The organism is Oceaniglobus indicus (assembly GCF_002751875.1).
GTDB lineage: Bacteria > Pseudomonadota > Alphaproteobacteria > Rhodobacterales > Rhodobacteraceae > Oceaniglobus > Oceaniglobus indicus.
The window spans coordinates 392485-408068 of record NZ_NMZM01000003.1 but is presented as its reverse complement, the minus strand read 5'-3'; the positions used below and the strand labels follow the sequence as shown (position 1 = coordinate 408068).

The window sequence follows — 15584 nt, the reverse complement described above, 5'->3', positions numbered from 1 at the left end:
GGCGTCGATCATCACGGTCTTCTCTTCGCCGTGGTCAGCCGCCAAACCAATAAGCATTTCGGCGAAGATGCCCTTTTCGCTCCATCGTTTCCAACGATTGTAGAGCGTCTTGTACAGCCCGTATTCACTGGGCGCATCCCTCCACCGTAAGCCATTGCGATTGATGAAGATAATACCACTCAAGACGCGCCGGTCATCGACACGGGGCTTGCCGTGGGACTTGGGGAAGAAGGGTTCAAGACGCGCCATCTGGGCGTCGGATAGCCAGAAAAGATCAGACATGTTCACCGCTCGATTTTCGACCCGTGAATCATGCAACCAGTCGAAAATCAATGGGTCCTGACCCTACAAGAAACCTGTTCATTCAAAGATTTTGACTGATCTTGCCAAGGATCCTAATTTTGATCTCGCCCAGTTCAAATCAACTTCTTCACGTTGGGTGCTATATCAAGAGTTTATGTCCTCCCTATATGATCGCGAGGCAGAAAAGAGAAACAGAAGTGATATCTCTACCAAGAGGAGGAGAACATTTATCGGTGACCTAGCTCTTTGGCTCTGGTTGGATAAAAATGCAAGTATCTCTTTTTCTTCTCACCAAATTCCGAAACAGCTTTATGGTGACATTGAGAGAGACGATGAGGATGACCTTGTGCCTCTTTGTCGTGAATTGCTGGTTGGCTCAATTCTTGAAAAGAAGTCTGGTGATACATTTTATTTTGGTCATCGATCATTTGCTGAGTTTATCGTAGCGGACAGAATGATCAACCGTCCACCAGAGCCAAAAGATCACGAGCGATACTCTGGTGTTTTCCGCGATGGCGTTCGCGAGTTCCTGATAGATTCTGGCAGCGCTGAAAACGTTAAAGCGTGGGCGAAAACCTTCTCCTATTCGACGGGTAGAATATCACAGGCATATATCGATTTCCTATCGGAACCTCACGGCGGGGTAGAGAGTTTTTCCAAGTCGCTTTACAGCAATTCTGTATGGAGAAAAATACTTGAGCCGTTCAAGACGTCTCTAATTCCGAATAGAACGAACTATCACACAGCATTGCAGTCATTGATTGACGCTGAAAGTCTTCCTTGGGCCTGGAGATACTGCTGGCTTACCCAATTGGATGGAGAGGGATGGAGTAACGCCGGTGGAGTCCGCGGTATGGGCTCCACCTCATTTGACCAACAGATTGCGATCAGCTTGCTTAATTCGCTTTTTCATAACATGCGAAAAAATCACAAAAATCTCTTCGTTACAGCAAAACATGTTGGCCTGCGTAAAATTTGTCACGAGGCATTAAAAACCTTTTAATTCGACGGAAGGGCTGAATTCGAGTTATCCCATCGGGTTCTCGGTACAGCTTGTGTTCGTGAGCTTAAGAGATACGGCATCGATTGGGACGGAGATCAAACATGGAGCGAACGATTGTTCACGATAAACACCGACGAAATATTTAAAAGACTATCACGACCTGCGCAAGACAACCTCCTGCTCTATTTGCAAGACGTTAGAAGCTGGAACAGCATCACTGAACGAAATGATGGAAACAACAGTCGGCGGGAGGTTAATCGTCCACAAAAGCCGTCGAAAGGCAAGGCTTTTCATGCTCCGCGCAACCGGGATCGACGTGGGTAACCATGTACGTTCCTTGGAAGGATGTGCACTTCACAGGACTGCGATGCCGAACTATACGGAGTCGACATCAGTATCGCCATCACTATCCACTTGGCTGAGCCGGGATCGAATGCGGAGCGACCGGCTCCAGTCGTCCGTTCCAGTTGACATGAATGTCGGCTCAGGGCCGCCTTGCGGAGCGGATACTTAGATTGAAAATTTCGTAGAGCTATCCCTAGCGACAAACACTTGTCGCCAAGGATGGTTCTTTCGGGAGTTCGAACAGTGCGTAGTTTAGTTTATACTGCTTTAGCGTTTATTTTCAACATCGTCGCGCGTTCTCTGGAGCTCCTTAAGCAGTATTTCCCAACGGCCCAGTTCCCTGAAGAGTGAGTTCGAGCTTATTCCGTTTAGGTGCCGATTTACGAGCGGCGCAGTTCTTTGTCGTTCTTGCATCTCGCTAGATGCTGCCATACGTCGCCGGCTTTCAGGCAAGGACGGGCGGCAGGGCCATTCAGCGGTTCGTCGTTGATGGGCGCGTGTCCGTAGATGTTCGTCAGGGCGTTGCGTTCGGCCCCTGTTAGGCCTTTCATCACCATCGGTCCAAGCAACAGGCTTTCGCTCAGGCATCCGTTGGCGAAGATGACCTCGTGGCGGTCGCAGGAAAAATGTGTCCAGGCGAAGGCTTTCCTGCCGTGCATGTGTCGGATGTGGCGCAAGGCAGCCAAGGATTTTGCCGGAACGAAAGCCTCGGTGTCGAACCGAGAGGCCAACTGTCTGCCGCCGACAAGCATGCGGTGTTGTGGTGACACGATCAGATCTTGTGTCGGCAGTCCGTTGCCCAGCGCACCGGCGGCGATCAGCACGGGCTTGTCAGTCGGTTTTGCGTCCTCCAGCGGATGGGCGCCGCGGTAAAGCCAGCGGATGGGTTGCGGGCCGTTGTCCAGCGTCATCACCAGATCACCAACTTGCAGATCGTCGATCAGGACATCGCCATCGGGCGTGCGGATGACAGTGCCGGGCGCAAAGCAGGCCACACCGGTGTTTTCGGTCGTGAAGCTGGAACTGTCGGCGGATGCGTCGGTGAAGGTGATCGAACCTTTGCCGAACCGGGTGTTGTCGGAATAGTCGGTCTTGCCGCCGTTCAGGTTTGTCGTGTTCGACTGGTTCAGGATGCCATCGTCAGCCTGGTCCGCGTGCAGATCCCAGATATCGTCGTAATAGCCGCTGAGGTCGATGAAGTCGTTGTTTTGGCTGTTCCCGTCCGAGAGGGTGCCGGTGTTGCCGGTGTTGAAATCCGTGATCGTGTCGTGACCGTCGCCTGGCGCATAGTCGAAGGTATCGGTGCCATCGCCACCCGAAAGCTGATCGTCGCCCGTGCCGCCGCTGATCCAATCGTTGCCACCGTCTCCGGCAAGGACATCATTGCCGGCTCCGCCGTCCACAGCGTCGTCGCCGTCACCTCCCGAAATGGTGTCATGGCCTTCATCGCCGCCCAGATAATCGTGGCCATCACCACCAAGCAAACTGTCATCGCCGATACCGCCGACGATCTCGTCGTCGCCCGTGCCACCATCGATCGTGTCGTTGCCGTCATCGCCGCTCAGGGCGTCGTCACCGGCATCGCCCCGGATGCTGTCATTGCCCTCGCCGCCGGTGATCCAGTCACTGCCACCGCCGCCATCGATAAGGTCGTCGCCCGCGCCACCATCGATCATGTCGTCGCCGGCATTGGCGAGGATCGTGTCATTGCCGGTCCCGCCATCGATCTCGTCGTGACCCGCGCCGGCCCGGATGTAATCGTTCCCGCTGCCACCGGTCACGAAGTTGTTTCCGTCGAGCGCGTAGATGGAATCGTCACCGGCATCGCCGTGCATGAAGTCGTTGCCGCCGCGATCCACAAGCAGGTCTGCGCCATCGCCACCCGAAAGGGTATCGTTGCCGGCAGCGCCGTTCAGCGTATCTCTGCCGGCCCCGCCTTGCAGGCTGTCGTCGCCCATGCCGCCGTCAAGCCTGTCATCGCCCGCACCGCCCAGCAGGGTGTCGTTGCCATCCTCGCCATAAAGGCGGTCAGCGTTATCGCCGCCGTCGATCCTGTCGTTACCCGTGCCACCGGAGAGGATATCGTTGCCGGACCCGCCGAAAAGGCTGTCGTTGCCGCCTTGCCCTTCGACGCGGATTCCGGTCGTATCGGCCGTGCCATCCACGATATCGGCCTGATCGGTCAGGACGACCTGCTCGATCTCGGTGAAGTTCAGCGTCGACGCGCCGTCGGTGATCGTTGGCGCCTTGCCGTCGCTGTAGGTGACCGTGACCGGGCCGGTCAGATTGGCCAGGTCGATGGTGTCGTGGTTGAAGCCGCCTTCGCCGCCGATAATGGTATCGCTGCCAAAGCCGTCGTCGATGACAAACGTGTCGCGGCCATCGCCGCCGGACATCAGGTCGTTGCCGCCCCCGCCTTCCAGCCGGTCGTCGCCTGCACCGCCGTCGATCGTGTCTTGACCCTGGCCGCCCTTGATCGTGTCGTCTCCGTCGCGGCCGTCGATCTGCATCCCGGCTGCATCGTCGCGGCCATCGACCAGATCGGAGTGCTCGGTCAGGACGATATGCTCGATCTCCGAGAAGGTCAGCGTCGAGGTGCCGTCGGTAATCGTGCCCGCCTTGTCGCCGGTATAGGTGACGGTAACCGGCGCGGTCAGTGCGCTGAGGTCGATGGTGTCGTGGTTCGCGCCGCCTTCGCCCCCGACAATCGTGTCGCTGCCAAAGCCGTCGTGAACCGCGAAGGTGTCGCTGCCGTCCCCGCCGATGAGGCTGTCGTCGCCGCTGCCGCCGCGCAGGCTGTCGTCGCCGGCCCCGCCATCCAGCCTGTCGTTGCCGTCCCCGCCGCCCAGGGTATCATTGCCGCTGAACGCCGCGATCGTATCGTTACCAGTGCCGCCCTCAAGACTGTCCTGGCGTTTGGTCCCGGCGATGGTGTTGTCGGGAGATTGCTCATATTCCTGCGCATCGAAGCTGGAATAGCTGGCTTCGGCGGCGCCGTTGGGTTGATAGGCTTTGGTCACCTTGTAGTTCGCGCCCGGCTGAATCGGGGCATCCGCCGCATAGCCGACCAGTGTGTTGTCGACATAGATGGCATGGACGGTCACCGTGGCATTGTCCGGGCCGATAAGTTCAAAGGCATGTTCCGCGAAGGCATAGCCGCTGGCGATGGGCGCGCCCGAGTGGCTTGTCACCACCGCCGTTTGCTGCGACCTGTCATCCACGTTGGTCTCGGCCGGATCGCCACTCAGCTTGGGGTCGTCATCGGTTACCGTCATGGTGCGCGCATGGGTCGAGTTCGACCAGTTCGCGTCAAGCCGGAATTCGTCGCCGGCGTTCGGGAACGCCCCGGCAGGGCCGGGAGTGGTCAGATTGGTCACATCCCACGGCGAAAGAAGGGTCACGGTATGGGTGGTCATCGGGTCCCCTGATCAACTGTTCGGCGATATGCACCAGCAGAAATCAGGAGGGACGCTATGCGTTAAATGCGAAGATGCCGTTAATCCTGCATGGCGGGCAGTGCAGGATTCATCGCCAGCCCTGGATCACTGGCCAGAAAAAAGCCGGTTCGCGGCGATCGGCCACGCACCGGCTATATATCGGGGTGGCTGCGACGCCCGTGATCGCGGGCGTTCCCGCCTATGCCGGTTTGCGCGCCAGCATGGTGGCAAACTGCAACTGGGCGCCGTTGTGCATCGTGCCGAGATCCTCGTTGTACTTGAGCATCTCCCACCCCTGGTAAAGCGCGCCGAGCTGGCCTTCGTTCAGGGTGAACGGAAACGCGATCGGGCAGGGGTGCGCCGTCGTATCCATGGCACATACGATCAGGTTGGCACCCCCGGGCACGGTATGGGCCTGCATGTCGGCGATCACTGTCTCCACGCGCCCGGGATCAAGAAACATCAGGGTAACGGTGCAGGAAATGAACCCGAAGTCAGCCTGCAACGCGGCCTGGTTGATGTCGTACACCTGTGCATCGACATTGCCGATGCCTTCCTGCGCGACGATGGATTGCAGCATGCCGATGGCATTGGCGTTGCTGTCCACTGCGGTGACGTTGAAGCCCTGCTCGCCCAGGTACAGGGCGTTGCGGCCGTTCGAGCACCCCATGTCCAACGCGTCGCATGGCGCGATGTGCTGGCACGCGTTGACCACTTCGCTGTGGGGCGGGTTCAGGCCGTGACGGCGGTTCAGATCTGTCATTTCCATCTCCGGTAGGGGCAAGACCTGTTCAAGATGCCTGGCACTGCGGGCATCCAACCGGCCGGCAGCGTGGGTTCATGGACAGAACGTCGATCACGCGTCGGGTATCAAGTCACAAGCGTAACGGCAACCTGCGATCAGGCACCTGCCGCGCAGGCGCGCGCCGGGCGGGTGCGGGAACGACACGGGACGCCCATGCGTTTGGCCGCAAGGAGGACAATCATGACCCTACGCTTTAAACAGATTTTGGCCGACGGGGTCGCCGAATGCTCTTACCTGCTCGGCGACGATTCGGCCCACACCTGCGCCGTTGTCGATCCGCGCCCCGACGTCGACATCTATCTTGAAACCGCGCGCCGCTTCGGCCTTGCCATCACCCATGTCTTCGAAACGCACATCCACGCCGATTTCCTGAGCGGCGCGCGCGAATTGGTGGACAGGCTTGGCGGGCAGGCCCGGTTGCACGTCAGCGCCGAGGCGGGTGCGCAATACGGTTTCGACCATGAACCGGTGCGCGACGGTGACGAATTCACCTTCGGCGACATGCGGATGAAGGCCCGTTTCACCCCCGGCCATACGCCCGAACACATGTCCTATCTCTTGTTCGACGCTGACACCGAGACGCCTTGGGGTGTTCTTTCGGGCGACGCCTTTTTCGTCGACAGCGTGGGCCGCCCCGACCTTCTGGGCAAGGACGAAACCGAGGAACTGGCCGAGCAGCTTTTTCATACCGTGCAGGACGTCTTCATGGCGCTTCCCGATGACGTCATCATCTATCCCTGCCACGGCGCCGGGTCGGCCTGTGGGCCGGACATCGGTGATCGGATGTCATCGACCATCGGGTACGAGCGGCGGTTCAACAGCTATGCGCAGATCAATGATCCGGAGACGTTCAAGCAGGCGATCCTGGGCGACGCGCCTCCGGTGCCGACACATTATCCGCGGACGAAGAAGGTGAACGCGGCCGGACCCGAGGTGTTGCGCAACCTGCCGCGAATCCCGCCGCTGACGGTCGCGCAATTCGGCAAGGCCGCCGAGGCTGACGCGCAGCTTCTGGATGTGCGCGATATGCTGGACTTCGGCGCGGGCCACGTGGGGGGCAGCATCAACATCGGCGCGCGGCCCGAACTGTCGGTTTGGGCGGGCTGGCTTCTTGATCCGGACAAGCCGATCTACCTGGTCCTGCACGATGACCGCGACCTGCCCGATGTCCTGCGCTTGCTCTGGCGCACGGGCTTTACCGACTTCGGCGGCTATCTTGCCGGCGGCATGGCGGCCTGGCGCGAAGCGGGACAGGAATTTGCCCAGATCCCCCAGATTTCGGTGCATGATTTGAAGCGGGCGGGGGATTTGCAACCGCTTGACGTGCGCAAGCCTGCCGAATGGAAGGACGGGCACGTCCCCCACGCCCGTCACGCCTTTCTCGGAGAGTTGCGGAACCGGATGACCGATCTCGAGCGTTCGGCACCCTATGCGACCTATTGCGCCAGCGGTTTTCGCGCCTCGATCGCCGCGAGCCTGCTGAAAAAAAATGGCTTTGATCGGGTGCACAACGTTCCGGGAAGCTGGAAGGCTTGGCAAGCCGCCAACTATGAAGTCGAAAAGCCAAGCTGAGGAGGACAAGATGCAAGATACCGTTCAGATCAATGACCGTTTCACGATTGCCAAGTTCGTGCCCGACGCCGAACAGATCCGGCAGGCGGCGCAGGAAGGCTTCAAATCGCTCGTCAACATGCAGACCCGTGATGAGACGGCGAAGCTGAAAATGAAACCGCAAGAAGAGGGGCAGGAGGCCGAGGACGCCGGGTTGGCATATCTCCATGAGCCGGTGGATGGAGCGGACCTGTCGGACAGCGTGGTTGACGAGTTCCGCCGGAAGGCGGCCGAGTTGCCGGCGCCGATGCTGGTGCATTGCGCGTCGGGCAAACGCTCGGGCGCGATGGTGATGATGCATGTCGGTTGCGAGCAGGGCATGACCGGCGACGAGGTCATCCAGAAGGCCGAAGAGATGGGCTTTGAATGCGACACATCGCAGCTCGAGAACTTCGTGAAGACCTACGTGGACAATCACAACGGACGATGACCCGGGCGTGCAGAAACCGGCCACGCCGCACCCTTGAAACAGGAAACGCCCCGGCATTGCAGCCGGGGCGTTCGGTCTGAAAAAGCGGCCGGGCGGTCAGTTGCCCGCGATCAGACCCAGCGATTCCAGCTTCAGCAGAACCTGGTGGGCGCAGTGATCGACATCCGTGCTTTCCGTCTCGATCCGCAGTTCCGGGTTCTCCGGCACGTCATAGGGGTCGGAAATGCCGGTGAATTCCTTGATCTTGCCCTCACGTGCCAGCTTGTAAAGGCCCTTGCGGTCGCGACGTTCGCATTCCTCGATGCTGGTGGCCACGTGCACTTCGACGAAGGCGCCGAAGGCTTCGACATCCTCGCGCACCGCGCGCCGGGTGGCGGCATAGGGGGCGATGGGTGCGCAGATCGCGATGCCGCCGTTCTTGGTGATCTCCGAGGCGACATACCCGATCCGGCGAATGTTCAGATCGCGGTGTTCCTTCGAGAAACCCAGCTCCGACGACAGGTTCTTGCGCACGATGTCGCCATCCAGAAGCGTCACCGGACGTCCGCCCATCTCCATCAGCTTGACCATCAGCGCGTTGGCGATGGTGGACTTGCCCGAGCCGGAGAAGCCGGTGAAGAACACGGTAAAGCCCTGTTGCGCGCGCGGCGGCTTGGTGCGGCGCAGTTCCTTGACGACTTCGGGGAACGAAAACCACTCGGGGATTTCCAGCCCTTCCTGAAGACGGCGGCGCAGTTCGGTGCCGCTGATGTTCAGGATCGTGACGTTGTCCTTGTCCTCGATCTCGTCCATCGGCTCGTATTGGGCGCGTTCCTGCACCCAGACCATGTGTTTGAAATCGACCATTTCGATTCCCATCTCTTCCTGATGGGTGCGGAACAGGTCCTGGGCGTCATAGGGGCCATAGAAATCCTCGCCGGCGCTGTTCTTGCCGGGTCCGGCATGGTCGCGTCCGACGATGAAATGGGTGCAGCCATAGTTCTTGCGGATCAGGCCATGCCAGATCGCCTCGCGCGGGCCGCCCATGCGCATCGCCAGCGGCAGCAATGACATGGTGGTGGTGGCGGCGGGATACTTGTCGATCACCGCTTCGTAACAGCGCACGCGCGTGAAATGGTCGACGTCGCCGGGTTTCGTCATGCCAACCGACGGGTGGATTAGCAGGTTCGCCTGGGCTTCCTTGGCAGCACGGAAGGTCAGTTCCTGGTGCGCCCGGTGCAGCGGGTTGCGCGTCTGGAACGCCACGACGCGGCGCCAGCCCATCTTGCGGAAATAGGCGCGCAATTCGTTCGGCGTGTCACGGCGGGCACGGAAATCGTAATGCACCGGCTGCTGGATGCCGGTGACGGGACCGCCCAGATAGACCTTGCCGGCCTGGTTGTGCAGATAGTTGACGGCGGGATGGGCGACATCATCGGCACCGAACACACCCTTTGCTTCGGCCGATTTGTTCGGCACCCAGTTGTCGGTGACGGTCATCGTGGCAAGAATCACGCCTTCCTGGTCGCGCAGCGCGATGTCCTGACCGGCGCTCAGCCCCTCGGCGAACTTTTCCGACACGTCCAGGGTGATCGGCATCGGCCACAATGCACCCGACGTCAGGCGCATGTCCTTGACCACGCCGTCATAGTCGGCCTCGCTCATGAAGCCCTTGAGGGGATTGAACCCGCCGTTCATCAACAGCTCGAGATCGCAGATCTGGCGCGGTGTCAGATCCCACGAGACCAGGTCGGCGGCCTCGGACTTCATCTTCTGAGCTGAATCGTAGGAGACGAAAAGCTCGGGAATGGGCACAAGATTGGGATTCTGCATAATGGATCTCGGTCAGGTCAGGGGTAAATGTAAGGGGGCGCGGACGCAGGGGTGCCCTAGCGAAGAAGATCACCGGTTGGCAAGCGCGCCGGAATCGATGTGCCGCGAAATCGGCGAAAAACCCACACAAGGGGCGGGTTTTCGCACGATCTCATCCCGAATGCAGTGCGGCTATGCGATCGCTGCAACGGTGGTGTCGGGCTGTGCCAGGTCTTCTTCGAGGAATCGCTGCGCATCCAGCGCGGCCATGCAGCCCATGCCGGCGCTGGTGACGGCCTGCCGATAGACGTGATCGGTCAGGTCGCCGGCGGCGAAAACACCCGGAATCGATGTTTCGGTGCTGCCGGGTTTGACCACGACATATCCGCCGTTGTGAGTTTCCAGCTGGTCCTTGACCAGTTCGGAGGCCGGCGCGTGACCGATGGCGACAAAGAACCCCGTGCAGCGGACTTCCGTGATCTCGCCGGTCTTGACGTTGCGGGCGCGCACGCCTTCGACGCCCAGCGGTTCCGCCGCACCGATGACGTCCTCGATCTGGTGGTCCCACAGGATTTCCACCTTCGGGTTCGCGAACAGCCGGTTCTGAAGGATCTTCTCGGCGCGCAATTCGTCGCGCCGGTGGATCAGCGTGACCTTCGATGCGAATTTCGTCAGGAACAGCGCCTCTTCCACGGCGGTGTTGCCGCCACCGGCCACCACGACCTCGGCGCCGCGATAGAAGAAGCCGTCGCATGTGGCACAGGCCGACACGCCGAAGCCCTTGAACTTCTCTTCCGACGGCAGGCCCAGCCATTTGGCCTGTGCCCCGGTCGCAAGGATCAATGCGTCGGCGGTATATGTCGTGCCGCTGTCGGTTTCGGCGGTGAACGGTCGTTTGGACAGATCGACCGAGGTGACGTAGTCCGACACGATCTCGGTGCCCATTTCCTTGGCGTGGGCCTCCATGCGCACCATCAAGTCAGGGCCCAGAACCGTTGCATCGCCCGGCCAGTTTTCGACATCCGTGGTGATGGTCAGCTGGCCACCCGGCTGCAGACCCTGGATCAGCACGGGTTCCAGCATGGCGCGGGCCGCATAGACGGCGGCGGTATATCCGGCCGGACCGGAGCCGATGATCAGAACCTTGACGTGGCGCGTCGTGGCCATGGGGTATCCCTTCGTTTTCTGTCGTGGCACGCATATAATGCGCGGCGTCGGGGATCGAAAGCCCCGACAGCGTTGCATACGTCGGAGCAGCGCACGCATTAACGATATTGCGCGCGGTTGAAATATAATTGCGTGTGGTTCAGTTCAGGCGTAAAGATCGCGACTTCACCACCCGGAGGCTTCCATGTCCGTTCACAAGCTGGATTCGATTGATCGCAAGATCCTGGCCGAACTTCAGGCCGACGGGCGCATGACCAATGTCGAACTGGCGCGCCGCGTCGGCATCTCGGCGCCGCCCTGCTTGCGTCGGGTGCGCACGCTCGAGGTATCGGGATATATCCTCGGATATCATGCGCGGGTCGATCCGCGGTCCTTGGGATTCGAGGTGCAGGTGTTCGCCATGGTCGGGCTGCAAAGCCAGGCCGAAGCGGACCTGAGCGCATTCGAGGCGCGCTGCCGCGACTGGCCCCTGGTGCGCGAGTGTCACATGTTGAACGGCGAGGTCGACTTCGTGCTGAAGTGCGTGGCACCCGACCTGTCGACGTTCCAGACCTTCCTGACCGAACAACTGACCGCGGCGGCCAACGTCGCCAGCGTCAAGACGTCGTTGGTGATCCGGGGCGCCAAGGATGAACCGGGCGTTCCCTTCGACGTGGTCGAACGGCGACTGAACCGCGACGCCTGATCGTTCACGACTCCGTCGGGCGCTCGCGTGTGTCCTGTCGCGGAAAGACAAGCCCGCCAAGGTCGGTGTATTGCCGGATATGCGGCAAGAGTCCCATCAGCAACGGTATTTGCGCGGGCTCCAGCCCCGAGCGGCGAAGCGGGCCGGGGTGCATGCTTTCGACTTCGACACCGTTGGCAAGAAACGTGTGATGGCGGGCAAATCCCAGATGGTAGACCATGATCGGCGAGGCCGGTCGCAACAGGAACACGTTTTCGCCGTCAACCAGGTGGTGCACCGGTTCCAGAACGCCCGTCGCGCCATGATCCGCCTGGGCCGAGCCCGAGCGATTCAGGATCCGTGCGCCGCCCCCCAGCATCAGGTCGGGCATGGGACGGCCCAGGCCCAGTGAATCGGCCGCGATGCGAAACATCGACAACGGTGGGGATTCGGTGTTGGCCGCGCCCGGCACGATGGTCAGACTGCCCACCCAATGCAGGACGGACGGGCCGTCCGAGGTGATGATCGTATCCCCCGGCATGAGGTCTTCGACGGCCACGGGCCCATCGAGGGTCGGAGCCAACGTGCCCCGTGCGAAGGCGGAAAACAGCATGTCGAACGCGGGGATCGCGGGCGCCAGGCGCATGGCATCCTGGACCTGTCCGTCATTGTCCAGCCATTGCAGGCTGACGCGCCGGGTCGGGCGTGGCGGCGCGTTCACGGTCGCCGGAGCATTGCGGTTGCGCACGTTCCATTGCGTGCTGACCCGGGGTTGGACGGTCGGGCCAGGTGCGGGACGTGAATACGGCATCGGGATGGACCTTTCGGTTTGACCGCCGTGAATCGGCCCCCACCGAAATTCGCGGCACGGCGACGTTCGACGATGTCAGGCCCACCGCCTTGGCGTAACCGTCCGGGCGGTTTTGCGGGCGGGCATGACGGTGATGGGGTGCCCGCTGCGGCGCGACGGGCCGGACCTTTGGTGGTTCAGGCGGACGCCACGCGGGGCGCCGTGTCGCGCGCCAGACGTGGCGCGGCGTCGGTCTTGGGCCTCTGCCACGGCACCGTCGGCAGCGGTTTCCGGGCTTCCTTCAGCGCACTTTCCAGCCATCGGCGTTTGGGGGGCATGTTGCGTCCTCACTGCTGCGTCACGGCGACAGGTGCCGCCTGGGTTTGCTTGCGTCAGGACGGTTATCGCGCCTGATTGGGGCGGCGGCGTGGCATAATTCAGGTGGGGTCACGGTCTTTTCGCGCAACTGTCACAGCCGGCGGCGGGCGTGGATCACAAGCGGATCGTCGAGATGAGGCGCCCGTAATCGGCCTGTCGCAGATGCACGGACCGGCGATACGAGAAGAACCGGTCGGGGTCGGCATAGGTGCAGTGCCGCGTCCAGGCTGCAAGGGCGATGCCCGCCTTGTTCAGCCGCATCAGCCCGAAACCGGGCAGATCGAAATGCATCCGGTCGCCGCGGCCCTGGGTGAAAAAGCGCGCGTGATCGGGATCGGCGGCGATGAAGGTGTCGACGAAATCCGGCCCGACCTCATAGTTGCGTTGCGAAATCGACGGGCCGATGACCGCGACGATACCGTCGCGCCGGGCGCCGGCGCCGACCATCGCATCGATCGTCGCTTCCAGCACACCGCCAAGCGCGCCTTGCCATCCCGCATGGGCCGCGCCGATCACGCCGCGTTCCGCATCGGCGAACAGAACCGGCTGGCAATCGGCGGTCAGCACCCCCAGCGCCAGGCCCGGGCGGGTGGTGACCATCGCATCGGCCTTCGGCAGCGGGCCATCGTGCGCGCCGTCGACCACGACCACATCGGCCGAATGAACCTGATCGAGACCGATCAGCGCGTCGGGCTGCACCCCCATGGCAGCGCAGACGCGGGCGCGGTTGATCTGCACCACCTCGGCCTGATCGCTTGAGCCGCGGCCACAGTTCAGCCCCGAGAATACCCCCGACGACGCCCCGCCGCGCCGCGTGAAAAAGCCGTGCCGCAGCGGCGCAAGATGGTCGTGGGTGATGGCTTCCAGTGTCATGGCCCTGTTCCCGGTGGCGCCGGTCCGTCCGATCCGAACAATGCCAGCACCTTGAACAATTGTCCCATTTCTTCGGGATGGGTCAACCGCCGATGCGCGGCGATGATCGTATCCGGCGCGCTTGCGGCCAGGCTTTGGGCGCGCTGGGCAATCCCGAGGCGTTCGAGAAACGTGCCTTGGGGGACAATGGCCGCGGCACGGGCCGGCGCGGCGGCGCGCGCCAGGGGGCCAAAGGCGACGTGGGCCGTAAGATCGCACGATCCCGGCGCCTCGAGCGGGCCGACCTGGCGATGTTCGCGCACCGCCTGAAGCGTGTCGCCCAACGACCAGTCGCTGCCGTAGTCGATGATCAGCGCGACGCCGCCGAAGCGGTCGATCCGCTGGCCGATGTCCTGGGCCAGGGCGGTGGCGGGCGCGCAGGTTTCGACCATGCCGCCATCCGGCACGGTATCGGGACGCCCGGTCAGATCGGGTGCCCCGACCGCCGCGGTCAGCCCGAACGCCAGCGCGCCGTCGCGCACGCCAACCACACGTTCGCGCCAGGTGTCGCCGTCGCGCAGGAACTGGCGCACCGGCAGCGCGTCGAAAAATTCGTTCGCCACCAGGAACAGCGGCAGATCGGGCAATCCGGTCACGGCATCGTGCCAGGCGGGGGCGTGATCGCCCAAACGTCGCGCCTGTTCGCCGCGCAGGGGGCGCGACGCTTCGACCAGATGCACCTGCATCGCGGCGTGAAAGCCCGGCACGCCGGCCGTGGCGCGCAGCACGTCGGCCATCAGCGTGCCCCGGCCCGGCCCCAACTCCGCCAGCGCAAAAGGGGTCGGGCGCCCGCGGTCAAGCCAGGCCTGTGCCAGGGAAAGGCCGATCAGCTCGCCGAACATCTGGCTGATCTCGGGGGCGGTGATGAAATCGCCCGCCACGCCCAGTGGATCGCGGGTGGTGTAATAGCCGTGCTCGGGGTGCAGCAGGCAGGCCGACATGTACGACGCCACGCTGATCGGGCCTTCGGCGGTAATCTGGCGGATCAGAAGCTGTTCCAGCGGCGTCATCGACGGGCCGAAGGTCGGATGCGGGCAAACACGATCAGACCGATGCCCAGCGCGATCATCGGCAGCGACAGAAGCTGTCCCATGGACAGGCCGGTTCCGGCGAGTTGCACGACATGGCCCATGGGATTGCCGGAATAGATGAACTGTGCGTCGGCCTCGCGGAAGAACTCGACGATGAAGCGCGCGGTGCCATAGCCCAGCACGAACATGCCCATGATCTGTCCCGGCCGCTTGAGCCATCCGCGCCGATAGACAAGGATCAGCAGCACCATGCCCAGAAGCAACCCCTCGAGTCCCGCTTCGTAGAGTTGCGAGGGGTGGCGCGCGCACAGGCCCTCGACCCCCGGGCAATCCTGCGCCCGCGCACCGGGAAAGACCACGGCCCAGGGCAAATCCGACGGCCGCCCCCACAGTTCGGCGTTGATGAAGTTGGCGATCCGGCCCAGCAACAGGCCGGGCGGGGTGCACAGCGCCATCAGGTCGAACAGGCTGAGCAGCGGGATGCCGCGCCGCGCCGCGAAACCGGCCCCCGCCAGCGCAACGCCCAGCATCCCGCCATGAAACGACATGCCCCCCTGCCAGACCATCGCGATCTCGGCCGGGTTGGCCAGGTAATAGGCAGGTTGATAAAACAGGACAAACCCCAGCCGCCCGCCGATGATGACGCCCAGGATGACCCATGTGATCAGATCGTCCACATCACCGGCCGGCATCGGCGCATGGTCGCGCGGCCACAGCGGGCCGCGTCGCAGGGTCGTCACGGCCAGACGCCATGCCAGCAGGATTCCGACGATATACGCCATGGCATACCAGCGCAGCGCCAGGGTGAAACCACCGATGTCGATCGAGAAGATGTCGGGGCCGATATCGGGGAAGGGCAGGATCATTTGCATGGCGGCAGGAAGGCCGCGATCTGCGCGCGGTGTCAACCTTGAGAA

At 62.0% G+C, this 15584-nt stretch carries 14 protein-coding genes; 4 read left to right on the top strand and 10 right to left on the bottom strand.

Annotation, left to right across the window (positions count from 1 at the left end; all coding sequences use genetic code 11):
• Positions 1-282: transposase (locus CFP68_RS07055; RefSeq protein ID WP_145953409.1), on the bottom strand; the 282-nt coding region annotated here is incomplete at its 3' end.
• Between the two features lie 91 nt (positions 283-373).
• Between CFP68_RS07055 and CFP68_RS17865 the strand changes: the two genes are divergently transcribed.
• On the top strand, positions 374-1306 hold the full coding sequence (locus tag CFP68_RS17865) for a hypothetical protein (protein WP_145953408.1): 933 nt from the start codon (positions 374-376) through the stop codon (positions 1304-1306).
• 725 nt (positions 1307-2031) lie between these two features.
• Here the strand turns inward: CFP68_RS17865 and CFP68_RS18415 are convergent.
• Complete coding sequence (locus tag CFP68_RS18415; RefSeq protein ID WP_099826184.1) at positions 2032-5067, bottom strand: Hint domain-containing protein; 3036 nt, start codon at positions 5065-5067, stop codon at positions 2032-2034.
• Between the two features lie 220 nt (positions 5068-5287).
• The gene (gene tehB, locus CFP68_RS07040) at positions 5288-5851 is read right to left on the bottom strand and encodes a tellurite resistance methyltransferase TehB (RefSeq protein ID WP_099826227.1); all 564 of its coding nucleotides are present in this window, start codon (positions 5849-5851) and stop codon (positions 5288-5290) included.
• Between the two features lie 222 nt (positions 5852-6073).
• Between tehB and CFP68_RS07035 the strand changes: the two genes are divergently transcribed.
• Both CFP68_RS07035 and CFP68_RS07030 read left to right on the top strand, forming a co-directional pair.
• Positions 6074-7465, top strand: coding sequence for an MBL fold metallo-hydrolase (locus tag CFP68_RS07035; protein ID WP_099826183.1), 1392 nt, complete (start codon positions 6074-6076; stop codon positions 7463-7465).
• The gene (locus tag CFP68_RS07030) at positions 7443-7934 is read left to right on the top strand and encodes a protein tyrosine phosphatase family protein (RefSeq protein WP_241523985.1); all 492 of its coding nucleotides are present in this window, start codon (positions 7443-7445) and stop codon (positions 7932-7934) included. The genes CFP68_RS07035 and CFP68_RS07030 overlap by 23 nt, the downstream gene beginning before the upstream one ends.
• A gap of 96 nt (positions 7935-8030) precedes the next feature.
• On the opposite strand, the gene CFP68_RS07025 is transcribed toward CFP68_RS07030, so the two are convergent.
• On the bottom strand, positions 8031-9746 hold the full coding sequence (locus tag CFP68_RS07025) for a bifunctional sulfate adenylyltransferase/adenylylsulfate kinase (RefSeq protein WP_099826181.1): 1716 nt from the start codon (positions 9744-9746) through the stop codon (positions 8031-8033).
• A gap of 171 nt (positions 9747-9917) precedes the next feature.
• Entirely contained in the window at positions 9918-10892 is a 975-nt protein-coding gene (trxB, locus tag CFP68_RS07020) for a thioredoxin-disulfide reductase (RefSeq protein WP_099826180.1), read from the bottom strand.
• A gap of 184 nt (positions 10893-11076) precedes the next feature.
• Here trxB and CFP68_RS07015 point away from each other — a divergent pair, with 184 nt between their 5' ends.
• A complete protein-coding gene (locus CFP68_RS07015) occupies positions 11077-11577 on the top strand; it encodes an Lrp/AsnC family transcriptional regulator (RefSeq protein ID WP_099826179.1) in 501 nt (166 codons plus the stop codon).
• A 4-nt stretch (positions 11578-11581) separates the two neighbouring features.
• Here CFP68_RS07015 and CFP68_RS07010 read toward each other — a convergent pair whose 3' ends face one another.
• The 5 genes from CFP68_RS07010 to lgt form a co-directional block, all read right to left on the bottom strand.
• On the bottom strand, positions 11582-12367 hold the full coding sequence (locus tag CFP68_RS07010; protein WP_099826178.1) for a Hint domain-containing protein: 786 nt from the start codon (positions 12365-12367) through the stop codon (positions 11582-11584).
• A gap of 176 nt (positions 12368-12543) precedes the next feature.
• Complete coding sequence (locus CFP68_RS18075) at positions 12544-12684, bottom strand: hypothetical protein (RefSeq protein WP_158234139.1); 141 nt, start codon at positions 12682-12684, stop codon at positions 12544-12546.
• A gap of 154 nt (positions 12685-12838) precedes the next feature.
• Complete coding sequence (pgeF, locus tag CFP68_RS07005) at positions 12839-13597, bottom strand: peptidoglycan editing factor PgeF (RefSeq protein ID WP_099826177.1); 759 nt, start codon at positions 13595-13597, stop codon at positions 12839-12841.
• Entirely contained in the window at positions 13594-14646 is a 1053-nt protein-coding gene (locus CFP68_RS07000) for a class I SAM-dependent methyltransferase (RefSeq protein ID WP_099826176.1), read from the bottom strand. Before CFP68_RS07000 ends, pgeF begins: the two co-directional genes overlap by 4 nt.
• Positions 14643-15539 carry a prolipoprotein diacylglyceryl transferase gene (lgt, locus tag CFP68_RS06995; protein ID WP_099826175.1) on the bottom strand — a complete coding sequence of 299 codons (897 nt, stop codon included), beginning with the start codon at positions 15537-15539 and terminating at the stop codon, positions 14643-14645. The genes CFP68_RS07000 and lgt overlap by 4 nt, the downstream gene beginning before the upstream one ends.
• Positions 15540-15584 lie beyond the last annotated feature (45 nt).

What these genes read in the sequence shown, in the direction of transcription:
- CFP68_RS18415 (WP_099826184.1), bottom strand. Translation starts at nt 5,067, where the DNA reads ATGACCACCCATACCGTGACCCTTCTTTCGCCGTGGGATGTGACCAAT.
- tehB (WP_099826227.1), bottom strand. Translation starts at nt 5,851, where the DNA reads ATGACAGATCTGAACCGCCGTCACGGCCTGAACCCGCCCCACAGCGAA.
- CFP68_RS07035 (WP_099826183.1), top strand. Translation starts at nt 6,074, where the DNA reads ATGACCCTACGCTTTAAACAGATTTTGGCCGACGGGGTCGCCGAATGC.
- CFP68_RS07030 (WP_241523985.1), top strand. Translation starts at nt 7,443, where the DNA reads ATGAAGTCGAAAAGCCAAGCTGAGGAGGACAAGATGCAAGATACCGTT.
- CFP68_RS07025 (WP_099826181.1), bottom strand. Translation starts at nt 9,746, where the DNA reads ATGCAGAATCCCAATCTTGTGCCCATTCCCGAGCTTTTCGTCTCCTAC.
- trxB (WP_099826180.1), bottom strand. Translation starts at nt 10,892, where the DNA reads ATGGCCACGACGCGCCACGTCAAGGTTCTGATCATCGGCTCCGGTCCG.
- CFP68_RS07015 (WP_099826179.1), top strand. Translation starts at nt 11,077, where the DNA reads ATGTCCGTTCACAAGCTGGATTCGATTGATCGCAAGATCCTGGCCGAA.
- CFP68_RS07010 (WP_099826178.1), bottom strand. Translation starts at nt 12,367, where the DNA reads ATGCCGTATTCACGTCCCGCACCTGGCCCGACCGTCCAACCCCGGGTC.
- CFP68_RS18075 (WP_158234139.1), bottom strand. Translation starts at nt 12,684, where the DNA reads ATGCCCCCCAAACGCCGATGGCTGGAAAGTGCGCTGAAGGAAGCCCGG.
- pgeF (WP_099826177.1), bottom strand. Translation starts at nt 13,597, where the DNA reads ATGACACTGGAAGCCATCACCCACGACCATCTTGCGCCGCTGCGGCAC.
- CFP68_RS07000 (WP_099826176.1), bottom strand. Translation starts at nt 14,646, where the DNA reads ATGACGCCGCTGGAACAGCTTCTGATCCGCCAGATTACCGCCGAAGGC.
- lgt (WP_099826175.1), bottom strand. Translation starts at nt 15,539, where the DNA reads ATGCAAATGATCCTGCCCTTCCCCGATATCGGCCCCGACATCTTCTCG.